This is a genomic window from Methylobacterium sp. CCH7-A2, from assembly GCF_001557075.1.
In the GTDB taxonomy this organism is placed as follows: Bacteria; Pseudomonadota; Alphaproteobacteria; order Rhizobiales; family Beijerinckiaceae; genus Allobosea; species Allobosea massiliensis.
In genome coordinates this window covers 1-12,023 of the sequence record NZ_LSKN01000217.1, presented here as the reverse complement: position 1 = coordinate 12,023, position 12,023 = coordinate 1, and the positions used below count along the sequence as shown (strand labels likewise).

At 64.6% G+C, this 12,023-nt stretch carries 8 protein-coding genes and 1 pseudogene; 5 read left to right on the top strand and 4 right to left on the bottom strand.

Annotated elements, in window-relative coordinates; all coding sequences use genetic code 11:
* The first annotated feature begins 170 nt into the window (after window positions 1-170).
* Window positions 171-647 (top strand): VOC family protein, encoded by a 477-nt coding sequence (locus AX750_RS15935; RefSeq protein WP_066719481.1) that lies wholly within the window; start codon window positions 171-173, stop codon window positions 645-647.
* A 72-nt stretch (window positions 648-719) separates the two neighbouring features.
* Here the strand turns inward: AX750_RS15935 and ssb are convergent, their stop codons facing one another.
* From ssb to AX750_RS15915, 4 genes are all read right to left on the bottom strand, one after another.
* A complete protein-coding gene (gene ssb / locus AX750_RS15930; protein WP_066719479.1) occupies window positions 720-1,259 on the bottom strand; it encodes a single-stranded DNA-binding protein in 540 nt (179 codons plus the stop codon).
* A gap of 249 nt (window positions 1,260-1,508) precedes the next feature.
* The gene (locus AX750_RS15925) at window positions 1,509-2,072 is read right to left on the bottom strand and encodes a DinB family protein (protein ID WP_066719476.1); all 564 of its coding nucleotides are present in this window, start codon (window positions 2,070-2,072) and stop codon (window positions 1,509-1,511) included.
* 70 nt (window positions 2,073-2,142) lie between these two features.
* The gene (locus AX750_RS15920) at window positions 2,143-2,946 is read right to left on the bottom strand and encodes a DUF2189 domain-containing protein (protein ID WP_066719475.1); all 804 of its coding nucleotides are present in this window, start codon (window positions 2,944-2,946) and stop codon (window positions 2,143-2,145) included.
* 108 nt (window positions 2,947-3,054) lie between these two features.
* Window positions 3,055-4,287 (bottom strand): MFS transporter, encoded by a 1,233-nt coding sequence (locus AX750_RS15915; protein ID WP_066719472.1) that lies wholly within the window; start codon window positions 4,285-4,287, stop codon window positions 3,055-3,057.
* Between the two features lie 217 nt (window positions 4,288-4,504).
* Between AX750_RS15915 and AX750_RS15910 the strand changes: the two genes are divergently transcribed.
* From AX750_RS15910 to AX750_RS26935, 4 genes and pseudogenes are all read left to right on the top strand, one after another.
* A complete protein-coding gene (locus AX750_RS15910) occupies window positions 4,505-5,686 on the top strand; it encodes an aminotransferase class V-fold PLP-dependent enzyme (protein ID WP_066719469.1) in 1,182 nt (393 codons plus the stop codon).
* 333 nt (window positions 5,687-6,019) lie between these two features.
* Entirely contained in the window at window positions 6,020-8,932 is a 2,913-nt protein-coding gene (uvrA, locus tag AX750_RS15905; protein ID WP_066719509.1) for an excinuclease ABC subunit UvrA, read from the top strand.
* A 224-nt stretch (window positions 8,933-9,156) separates the two neighbouring features.
* The gene (locus AX750_RS26175) at window positions 9,157-11,106 is read left to right on the top strand and encodes a hypothetical protein (RefSeq protein ID WP_156446500.1); all 1,950 of its coding nucleotides are present in this window, start codon (window positions 9,157-9,159) and stop codon (window positions 11,104-11,106) included.
* 190 nt (window positions 11,107-11,296) lie between these two features.
* Window positions 11,297-11,368 (top strand): annotated as a pseudogene (locus AX750_RS26935) (hypothetical protein); the annotation flags it as partial.
* Between the last annotated feature and the right edge of the window lie 655 nt (window positions 11,369-12,023).

Sequence of the window (12,023 nt, the reverse complement as noted above, 5' to 3'; positions counted from 1 at the left end):
GGCCGGGCCCGTGCGCGTGAGCAAGCGAAGAGACGGGCATTGGCGCCCTGCCCTGATGGCATGGCGCGGGCTGCCGGCCTTGACAGCTGCGGTCTAATACTAAACCATTTGGATAAGTTTAGACCCGCACCCGAGCGTCCCGCTTCGCAGGAGATCGCCAGGAGACCGTCATGAAGCTCCAGAAGATTACGCCCTTCCTCTGGTTCGACCATCAGGCCGAGGAGGCTGCCGCCTTCTACCGCTCGGTCTTCCCGAACAGTCGGCCGGGACCGGTGGTGCGCAACACCGGCGCCGGACCGGGCCGCGCCGGCGACGTCCTCGTCGTGTCCTTCGAATTGGAGGGAATGACCTTCACGGCGCTGAATGGCGGCCCGCAATTCCGCTTCAGCGAAGCGGTTTCCTTCGTCGTCCATTGCGCCACGCAGGCCGAGATCGACCATTACTGGGAGAAGCTCTGCGAAGGCGGCGAGCCGAGCCAGTGTGGCTGGCTCAAGGACCGCTTCGGCCTGTCCTGGCAGATCGTTCCCGAGCGCTTCGTCGAACTGGTCAATGGCGGCGACGAAGCCGTCACCGGCCGCGTCATGCAGGCGATGATGCAGATGACGAAGTTCGATATCGCGGCGCTGGAGCGCGCCGCGGCGGGCTGAAAGGCTGCCGGCGGGTCCCGCCGCCCATCGCGCGGGACCGAACCGGAGATCGAGCCTGAAGAGGCCCCGGCCCTAGAACGGGATGTCGTCGTCGAGATGGCTCGAGGAGGAGCGCCCGCCGCCGCCACCGCCGGCCATCGCCGGCTGGCGCGAACCGCCGCCACCGCCGCCCATCGGGCCCGAGCGACCGAAGGACGAGCCGGAGGAGCGATCCTCCATCATGCCGCCGCCCTCGCCATATTCGTCAGAGCCGCCCTGGCCGCGGCTGTCGAGGATGGTGAGTTCGCCGCGATAGCGCTGCAGCACGATCTCGGTGGTGTATTTCTCGACGCCCGACTGGTCCTGCCATTTGCGGGTCTGGAGCTGGCCCTCGATATAGATCTTCGAGCCCTTCTTCAGATACTGCTCGGCGACCTTGGCGAGGTTCTCGTTGAAGATCACGACCGAGTGCCACTCGGTGCGCTCCTTCTTCTCGCCCGACTGCTTGTCGCGCCAGGTTTCCGAGGTGGCGATGCGCAGATTGACGACCGGCTCGCCCGAGCCGAGGCGGCGGACCTCCGGGTCGCGCCCGAGATTGCCGACCAGAATGACCTTGTTGACGCTACCAGCCATGAGAGGCTCCATTTCCTGCGCACTTCGAAACCGGCCCGCGACCGGAGCAGGACCCTACCGGCCGACCGCCTCACTATCAATGATGTTCTTGTTTTGTTCAAGGGCCCTCCGCGGGGTTGTCCCCTGTTTTCGGCGGAGCCAACAGGATCGCCGCGCCCGCCTGAGCGTGTTGCGCAGAAGCGACAAGCGCGCAGCGGCGCCACGGTATGACGGCGTGGTCCCGTGCAAGAACGGAGTGGCTAGACGGCGTCAGCCCTCCCCCCACACCCGCGCCTCGCTGATCCCCAGCGCGGCGAACTCCCCGGCCCGCAGCTCCGCCTCGCCCACCGAAAAGAACTCGTCGAGCTGCGGCGGCGGCGCCGAGCTGCCGCTGAGCATGGCATGGGCCTGGCCGCGATGGTGGATCTGGTGCTGGAACAGATGCAGCAGCAGCCGGTCGAGCCGTTCGTGCTGGATGCGCGCGCCGCGATGCACGCTGACGATCCGCTCCAGCCCGTCATGACCCGCCGCCGCCTCGACCACGGCGATCAGCCGCCGGTCCATCGCCTTCTGCGCGGCCTGAAGCTCGGGCAGCGTGGCGCAGGGCTCGCGGTTCGCCCAGGCGACGGGGCCGAGCGTCCCGCCCTCCATCGCGTCGACATAGAAATGATCGATGATCAGGATGTGGTTGAGCGTCGCCCGCAGGCTCGGGAAGAACCCGGTGCGCGGCGCCACCCACTCCGCCGCCGAGAGCGCCGAACAGGCACTGAGCAGCCGGTGATTGGCCCAGAGATTGTTGAAAGCCATCGCCCGGTAGGGTCGCAACACGTCCATGGTCGGTCCTCCTGCCCGCGGACACTGACAGCAGGCGCGTGTCGCGTCATGTCAGCAGGCGGAAGACGGCTCAGGCCGCGGGCTCGACCACCCGCCGGTAGAGATGCCAGGTCGCATGGCCGAGCACCGGCAGCAGCACGACGAGGCCGAGAAAGGCCGGCAGCATCGCCACCAGACACAGCGCCGCGATCGCCGCCGCAAAGCCCAGCATCGGCACCGGATTAGTCGAGACGGCCCGCACGCTGGTGATCATCGCGGTGATGAAATCGACCTCGCGGTCGAGCAGCAGCGGAAAGGAAATCACCGTCAGCGAGAACAGGATCGTCGCCAGCACCGCCCCGACGACATGGCCGACGGCGAGGAACATCAGTCCTTCCGCCGTCGAGGTGATGACGGTCAAAAAGCCCATGAAGCTGGAGAAGGACTGGAATCCGAGGAACAGCGCCAGCAGCAGCCGCACCTGGTAGAGCCACATCATCATCACGAACAACGTGACGAAGGCCATCCAGCCCAGTTCCCGCTGGCTCTGGGCGAAGACGACGCCGAGCACCGGCCCCCAGCCTAGCGGCTCCCCCGCCTCGCGCCGCCGCGACACCTCATAGAGCCCCACCGCCACGAAGGGGCCGATCAGCACGAAGCCCGCCGCCAGCGGATAGGCGAGATAGGGCAGGCCGAAGCGCGTCAGCGACATCAGGATGGCGAGCCCGCCCAACGCATAGAGCCCGCCGAAGAACAGCCCGAACAGCGGCGCCGCCTGGAAATCCCGCAAGCCCGCGACGAAGGCTTCGACCACGTCATGGACGCCGATGCGCCGCACCACCGGGTCCGGCCGCCGCGGCTCCACCGCTCCGCTCCCGCTCCGAATCTCGTCCATGGCCTCTCCCCCGCTTTCGCCTCCGGCACGAGGCCGGGGCCTGGCTTTTGGGAGTCAGCCTAGCGCGAGCAGCGCGGCGCGCATTGGGGCAGATCAATCCGGCCGGCCTCAGTGCCCCGAAGCGGTTGGGCCTTCGGGAGCGAGCCGCGGCAGGAACCAGGCGAGCAGCCCGATCGCCGGCAGGAAGGCGCAGAGATGATAGACCGCGTCGATGCCGATGCGGTCGGCGAGTTCGCCCAGCATCGCGGCGGCGAGCCCGCCGAGGCCGAAGGACAGCCCGTAGAACAGCCCGCCGACGAGGCCGATCCGGCCGGGCATCAGCTCCATCGCATAGATCAGAATCGCCGCGAAGGCGCTCGACATGATCAGGTTGATCACGATCGTCAGGACGCCGGTCCAGACCAGATCGACATGCGGCAGCACCAGCGTGAAGGGCAGCGCCCCCAGGATCGAGAACCAGATGATCTTGTTGCGGCCGATCCGGTCTCCGAGAATGCCGCCGAATATCGCCCCGGCGGCCGAGGAGGCCAGGAACAGGAACAGCATGACCTGCGAGGTCTGCACGCTGACCCCGAATTTCCCGATCAGATAGAAGGTGTAGAACGAGCTGAAGCTCTGCGAATAGGCGTTCTTCGAGAACAGCAGGATGACCAGCACCGTCGCCGCGAAGGCGACCGCTGCCGCCGAGCGCACCGGCGTCGCGGGCCCCGTCGCGGCCTTGGCCGCGGGCGCGGCCGCCGCTTTCTGGCGCTGCAGCTCGGCATAGCGCCCGGCCGTCCAGGTCATCAGCACCATGGCGAGCAGGGCCGTGGCCGAGAACCAGGCCAGGCTCGCCTGCCCGCGCGGCACGATGATGAAGGCCGCGAGCAGCGGCCCCAGCGCGCCGCCCGTCTGGCCGCCGACCTGGAAGATGCCCTGCGCCAACCCGTGCCGCCCGCCCGAGGCGTTGCGCGCCATGCGGGTCGCTTCCGGGTGGAAGATCGAGGAGCCCAGCCCGACGCAACCCGCCGAGATCAGCAGCAGCCCATAGCTGCCGGCATAGGCGAGGCCGATCAGCCCGATGAGGGTGAAGCCCATGCCGACGACCATCGAATAGGGCATCGGGTTCTTGTCGGTATAGGCGCCGACCAGGGGCTGGAACAGCGAGGCCGTGATCTGGAAGGTCAGGGTGATCAGACCGATCTGGCCGAAATCCAGCCCATAGGCCGTCTTGATGATCGGATAGATCGCCGGGATCAGCGACTGCATCATGTCGTTGAGCAGATGCGTCGCGCTGAGCGCGATCAGCACCGGCATGGCGGCGCCCTGGGCGATCCGGGCGGTGGGCGTGGTGGCGGTCATATCCGAGGCGTGTCCGGTTCGAGCCAGGCCAGAGCTTCAAGCCTTTGAACCCGCGCGCGCTCGCAAGCCAGCGAAATATTGGCAGGGGCGCCATGCACGCCTCCGGCAGCACCGGAATGCCCCTGCGGCGTGCACGGCTCTTGCTTGTGGCCGGGCGCTGTCGTTATGGCGACGACAGACCCGCCCACTCCCCGCCTCCACACAGGATTCCCGTCAGATGAGCGTCGCCAACGGCCGGCACATCCTCGCGATGCCGGGGCCGACCAATATTCCCGACCGCGTGCTCCAGGCGATGATGCGCCCCGCGGAGGAGCTCGCCTCGAAGACGATCGTCGATCTGACCGAGTCCGTCCTGGCGGATCTGAAGCGCATCTTCCGCACCACCGGCGAGACCTTCGTCTACGCCGCCAACGGCCATGGCGGCTGGGAGGCGGCGCTGACCAATGTGCTGTCGCGCGGCGACAAGGTGCTGGTGCTGGCGAGCGGGCGCTTCGCCATCGGCTGGGGCGAGATGGCGGCCTTCATGGGTGCCGATGTCGAAGTGCTGCCGGGCAGCTGGCGCGCCGCGATCGACCCCGCCGCCGTCGAGGCCCGTCTGCGCGCCGATGACGCCCACGCCATCAAGGCCGTGCTGATGGTGCAGATCGACACCGCCTCGGGCGTCGTCAACGACGTGCCGGCGGTCCGCCGCGCCATCGACGCCGCCGGCCACCCGGCCCTATTCATGGTGGATGGCGTCGCCTCGGTCGGCTGCATGCCCTTTGAGATGGATTCCTGGGGCGTCGATGTCGCCATGTCGGCCTCCCAGAAGGGGCTGATGACTTCGCCGGGGCTGGCTTTCGTGGCCGCGAACGAGAAGGCCATCGCCGCCCACAAGTCCGCGACGATGAAGACGCTGTACTGGGACTGGTCGTCCCGCATGAACACGCTGGCCTATATGAAGCATTGCGGCACGGCGCCGGAGCATCTGCTCTTCGGCCTGCGCGCGGCGCTGGACATGATCTTCGAGGAAGGGCTCGAAGCCGTATGGGAGCGCCACCGCCTGCTCGCCGGCGCGACCCATGCTGCCGTCGCGCGCTGGGCCGAGGGCCAGGCCGTGACCTTCAACATCACCGACCCGCTCCAGCGCGCGCCGTCAGTGACGCCGGTGCTGGTCCAAGGCATCGAGACCGCCACCCTCACGGACTTCGCCCGCGATGTCGGCGGCGTCTCGCTCGGCCTCGGCATCGGCGAGCTCGGTGGCAAGGCCTTCCGCATCGCCCATATGGGCCATGTCAACGCGCCGACCGTGCTCGGCACGCTCGCCGTCGTCGAGATGACGCTGCAGGCCAAGGGCGTGCCTCATGGCGCGGGCGGCGTCGATGCGGCGGTGGCCTATTTGGGGGCCGCGACGGCCTGAAGCGCTTCGCGCGTCCCAGTTCCAAGCCCTCATCCTGAGGAGCGCTCCACGGGAGCGCTCCTCAGGATGAGGGCTTTGGTGTCGCCCGCTCCTGCCATCCCCTGTCAGCAGCACCCGCTGCGACCCCGCGCCGCTGGCGCTGTGCGTGATAGACATTGCCGCCGCCTGCCGGCCGGTCTGGCGTGGCGCGGCATTTGCCCTATCTCTACGGCTCATCCCTCTCCGGACGCCCCCATGGCTCGCAAACCCTCCTCCGGCGCCAAAACTTCGTCGGGCCAGACCTCGTCCGGCAACAAGACCTCGCTCGCCGACCAGGCCGCCGCGCTGGAGGCGATGTTCGACGAGGCCCGCCGCACCGACTCGCGCATGATTACCGTGCGCGGCGCCCGCGAGCACAATCTCAAGAACGTCGATCTCGCGATTCCGCGCGACAAGCTCGTCGTCTTCACCGGGCTCTCGGGCTCGGGCAAATCCTCGCTCGCCTTCGATACGATCTATGCCGAAGGCCAGCGCCGCTATGTCGAGAGCCTCTCGGCCTATGCCCGCCAGTTCCTCGAGATGATGAGCAAGCCCGATGTCGACCAGATCGACGGGCTCTCGCCGGCGATCTCGATCGAGCAGAAGACGACCTCGAAGAACCCGCGCTCCACCGTCGGCACCGTCACCGAGATCCACGACTACATGCGCCTGCTCTGGGCGCGCGCGGGCATCCCCTATTCGCCCGCCACCGGCCTGCCGATCGAGAGCCAGACCGTGCAGCAGATGGTCGACCGGCTGGTCGAGCTGCCGGAGAAGACGCGCGGCTACCTGCTCGCCCCCGTCGTGCGCGGCCGCAAGGGCGAGTTCCGCAAGGAGATGGCGGAGTGGCTGAAGCGCGGCTTCCAGCGCGTCAAGATCAATGGCGAGTTCGTCGAGATCCCCGATGCGCCCGCGCTCGACAAGAAGTTCAAGCATGACATCGACGTCGTCGTCGATCGCCTTGTGATCAGGCCCGATCTCGGCGCCCGCCTCGCCGACTCGCTGGAGCAGGCGCTGGACCTCACCGACGGCATCGCCGTCTTCGAATATGCCGACGAGAAGGAGGAGGACGGCTCGCCGCGCCGCATCGTCTTCTCCTCGAAATTCGCCTGCCCGGTCTCCGGCTTCACCATTCCCGAGATCGAGCCGCGCCTGTTCTCCTTCAACAACCCCTTCGGCGCCTGCCCGGCCTGCGACGGCCTCGGCCACGAGATGCGCATCGACCCGGACATGATCGTCCCGGATTCCTCGCTCAGCCTGAAGAAGGGCGCCATCGCCCCCTGGGCCAAGTCGACCTCGCCCTATTACGGCCAGACGCTGGAGGCGCTCGCCCGCCATCTCGGCTTCTCGATGACCAAGCCCTGGGCCGAGCTTCCCGACAGCGCCAAGATCTCGATCCTCTACGGCACCGGCGCCGAGCCGGTGCGCATGGCCTATAATGACGGCCTGCGCGCCTATGAGGTGAGGAAGCCCTTCGAGGGCGTCATCACCAATATGGAGCGGCGCTGGAAGGAGACGGAGTCGGACTGGGCCCGCGAGGAGATCGGCCGCTTCATGTCCGAGACGCCGTGCAAGGCCTGCCAGGGCTTCCGCCTCAAGCCCGAGGCGCTCGCGGTCAAGATCGACGGCTGCCATATCGGCGAGATCTCGCGGCTCTCGGTCAAGGACGCGCTCGACTGGGTCACCCGCCTGCCCTCGCGCCTCAGCCAGAAGCAGAACGAGATCGCCCCGCGCATCCTCAAGGAGATCCGCGACCGGCTGACCTTCCTGCTCGATGTAGGCCTCGAATATCTGACGCTCGCCCGCGCCTCGGGCACGCTCTCGGGCGGCGAGAGCCAGCGCATCCGCCTCGCCAGCCAGATCGGCTCCGGCCTCACCGGCGTGCTCTATGTGCTCGACGAGCCCTCGATCGGCCTGCACCAGCGCGACAATGAGCGGCTGCTCGGCACGCTGCGCCGCCTGCGCGACCTCGGCAACACCGTCATCGTCGTCGAGCATGACGAGGACGCGATCCTCACCGCCGATTACGTCGTCGATGTCGGCCCCGGCGCCGGCATCCATGGCGGGCGCATCGTCGCCCAGGGCACGCCGCAGCAGATCCTCGACAATCCCGACTCGCTGACCGGCAAATACCTCACCGGCGAGCTCTCGGTCGCGGTGCCCGTGCGCCGCCGCAAGGCCCAGAAGGGCCGCTCGCTGAAAATCGTCGGTGCGCGCGGCAACAACCTGAAGAATGTCTCGGTCGAGATCCCGCTCGGGCTGTTCACCTGCATCACCGGCGTCTCGGGGGGCGGCAAGTCGACGCTGGTCATCGACACGCTCTACAAGGCGGTGGCGCGCAAGCTCAACGGCGCGATCGACCACCCCGCCCCGCATGACCGCATCGAGGGCATCGAGCATCTCGACAAGGTCATCGACATCGACCAGTCGCCGATCGGCCGCACCCCGCGCTCCAACCCCGCGACCTATACGGGCGCCTTCACGCCGATCCGGGACTGGTTCTCCGGCCTGCCCGAGGCCAAGGCGCGCGGCTATCAGCCGGGCCGGTTCTCGTTCAACGTCAAGGGCGGCCGCTGCGAGGCCTGCCAGGGCGACGGCGTCATCAAGATCGAGATGCACTTCCTGCCGGATGTCTACGTCACCTGCGACGTCTGCAAGGGCAAGCGCTACGACCGCGAGACGCTGGAGGTGAAATACCGCGACCACTCCATCGCCGACGTGCTCGACATGTCGGTCGAGGAGGCCAAGGATCTGTTCAAGGCCGTGCCCTCGATCCGCGACAAGATGGAGACGCTCGCCCGCGTCGGCCTCGACTATGTCAAGGTCGGCCAGCAGGCCACGACGCTCTCGGGCGGCGAGGCCCAGCGCGTGAAACTCTCGAAGGAGCTCTCCAAGCGCGCCACCGGCCGCACCCTCTACATCCTGGACGAGCCGACCACCGGCCTGCATTTCCACGACGTCGCCAAGCTGATGGAGGTGCTGCACGAGCTGGTCGAGCAGGGCAATTCCGTCGTCGTCATCGAGCACAACCTCGAAGTGGTGAAGACGGCCGACTGGGTGATCGACATGGGCCCCGAGGGCGGCGACGGCGGCGGCGTCGTGGTGGCCGAGGGCACGCCCGAGGCCATCGTCAAGGCCGGCAAGGGCCACACCGCCCGCTTCCTCAAGGAGGTGCTGGAGCGCCGGCCGATTGCGAAGGGCAAGGCGGTGCGGGAGGCGGCGGAGTAAAGCTGGGTTGACATCGCGCTACCGCCCAAAACGACGAAGTTCGCAATCGACCGGTATCCAGGACAAATGGCCTGAATTTGATCTTCAAAAGACCTGTTACTAAATAGAAACTAAACGCACACAGGAGCCGCTGGGTATGCTCAGATGGCAAGGCAGGGTTGATTTGTGTACATTAGGGTACACAACCAAATCTACAGAATAGCCCTCTTGAAGGCAATAAATCCATGCGTGTCAGCCGCGGTGTTTTCGATACCGATCAGGTCAATCGTAGCAAAATGAGATTTCCTGCCTCTGAATTGATGCGGGCTCATCAAAATCATCGGCGTGAGTGTCAAGCAAGAGGCGTCCGTTGCGGGACACCTTGTAATCTACAGCACGACATGCATCGATTAATTGGTTGGAGCTGCGAGCTGGGGCTCTACCTCGACAGCGAGATGGTTCGCGTCCTAGGACAAATTGAGGAACCAGAAAATGAGACAGAGAGGGCGCAACTCCGATCCATAGCGGAGTCTTACTGGACCGCGTTTCACCATGGCGCTGTCCCTTTACAGGCTGAAATCCTGAAGCGAGCGGAGATCGCGGAATCTTTGGGAGCACGGTCGCTTCAGCTTGAAGCGGCAGTAGTAGAAAAGCAGGGCATCGCTGCCACACTTTATCCTGAGCTTTTTATTCCGGGGGTAGGCAAGGTCCACAAAGACGGACTTGCGGACTATCGCGATGTAATAGACCGTATGATAGAAATACAACCAGGCATTTTCCATGATACAGATCGCGACTTATTGCTTTTCGCCCATCGTTTTTTTCGACGAAGCCTATCACATCGCAACAAGCTCAATGTAGATTTTCTTCAGAAATTTGCAACAATTGCCGCCACCCAACCTGGTCTTCGAGTTAGATTACGACTCGATCCAGATATCATTGGGCACCCTGACAGCGTCAGGAATATAGTTGAGCTTGAATATTGGCGTGGACCTCTATACGATGACGATATCGCTAATATCAAGAATGGCGTTGCCGAACACAAAGCTGACGAGCGCACTCGAAAGTTTGAGGGCATTGATCGCACCCATGTTTGGTGGAAATCGCCCGAGACGCGAGATGGAGATGAAGAGCGCCGTAGTGAATTCAGGACCTTTGAAATCGAAGAATTGATAGAAAATCCGTCGGCAGGCTTAGGAGATGATCAATTTGGCTGCAGGTATGCCCATGCAGAGTTCTCCGCCGAAGAAGATGCTATTACCCACTTCGATGGGGCCATTAGAGCCTACCCTGCGGACGACTATTTGAAGCGAATAGATGCCTCTATCGATCGAGCGGGCAAGCGTTCTGAGTACACCAAACTCTTCCGCTTGGATAACGCTTTGCCCATCAAAGATTGGAAAGAGATTCTTACAGCCTATTTCCGAGGTAACAATCTTATTCCTGAGTATTTTCGCGGCTCAACAGATACAGATATCGCTACAGAACAAGGATCAGATCAAAACATCATAAAGGATATCAAATCAGATTCTCCAGATATTGCAGCGCTCGTCACTCTTGCAGAGGGCACACTGAGCGGACCGCCCATTCAATTTTTCTTGGATCAATTTTTTGAAATGGGCGGACACGAAATTTACTACCTCGAAGTAGGCGTCGGTCAAGTGGCCCAACGCCTTCGCGCAATGTTCGACTTGAGTACCGTACCAACCACGGGCTTTCGGGACGGGATACTAAATCTTCCCCGTATTGCATTCGTGCCGGATGGCGACCTCAAGACAACCTTCGACGGATTTGTCACCGTCTTAGCCGACGCTTTGTCTGCCGATGTTGAGACGGGAATCACTCAGCGCGCTGCGGTACCTGTCACGTGGGAAGACGATGGAATGCTAGTAACCCTCGCGGTAGCTGGCAAAGCGGATAAAGTTGCCGCCGTTTTAGAGCGATTACCTAACTTAATCGATCCGCGGCAGCCTCCATCAGAGTGGATTGAAGCGCTATCAGGCACGATAAAAGCAATAGCGCCGAAGCAGCCGAGCGAGGTCATGTGGGACGGGGTGAGCCGGGGCATCTTGGAGATCAAAAGATTTGGGGAGGTCGAACAACAAATGCAACTTCCCGACGATCTCATTCGAAAACTGCGCGAAACCGGTATAATTTCCGATGACGTTTCTATTGGCGCGGACGGACCCGCCTAAGAGGGAAGCGTCCGTGGAGGGTGCCATGACCAGGACCACGCGCAACATCTTCGACCAGCCGTCCTTTTGAGGTCACGAGCAAGCGTCGGAAGTCCTACCCGTCCGAAACCCGCGTGAAGCGCGGCGTCCGCATCGTCCATGGCGATGTCGAACGTGCCAAGAAAAGCTCGGCCGCAACGACCTCTGCGTCTGCGGCTCCGGGCGCAGATTTCAAGAAGTGCTGCATGCCCAGCGGCCGTTTCGACGGCTCCGACCGGGATGACTACTTTCAGGGAGTGATGCCACCGCCGTCATGGTCGGGCTTGTCCCGACCATCCACGCCTTGCGACGCTGGGGGCAGGCGACCGCCGACGGCGAAGCGCGAACCCGGTCGATCCCGCGCAAAGGCGTGGATGGTCGCCACAAGGGCGACCATGACGGAAAGAGCGCGGGGAACCCCTCTCCCGCATCGAAGTCGGCTGTTGCCGACTTCGACACTCTGAGTGCTGATCTCGGGCAGGCCCGAGATCAGTGAGAGGGGCAGGGGTGAGGGCCCGCCGCTGGACCGGCGGGGTGCAAACCCAACGACGGCGGCGGTGAGGACACGGCCACGGTGTCGAAGGGCCGACACCTCTCCCTGCCCTCTCCTGACGGGAGAGGGTTCCCCGCGGTGTCCGCGCCCGGTCCGGAAGCGACCCTGCATTGCGCGTCGCGGCTGCGGCGAGGCGCGCTTCCCTTCTCCCCTCGGGGGAGAAGGTGGATCGGCGAAGCCGAGACGGATGAGGGCAGACCGGGTGAGCGGGGTGGCGCGGGCGTCGGTGCAGCGGCGCCGCCCTCATCCGCCCCTGCCGGGGCACCTTCTCCCCCGAGGGGAGAAGGAAAGAGGCGTCGCGGCCCTGCACAAACTTATCCCCGCCCTCCCCGCATCCCCCATACTC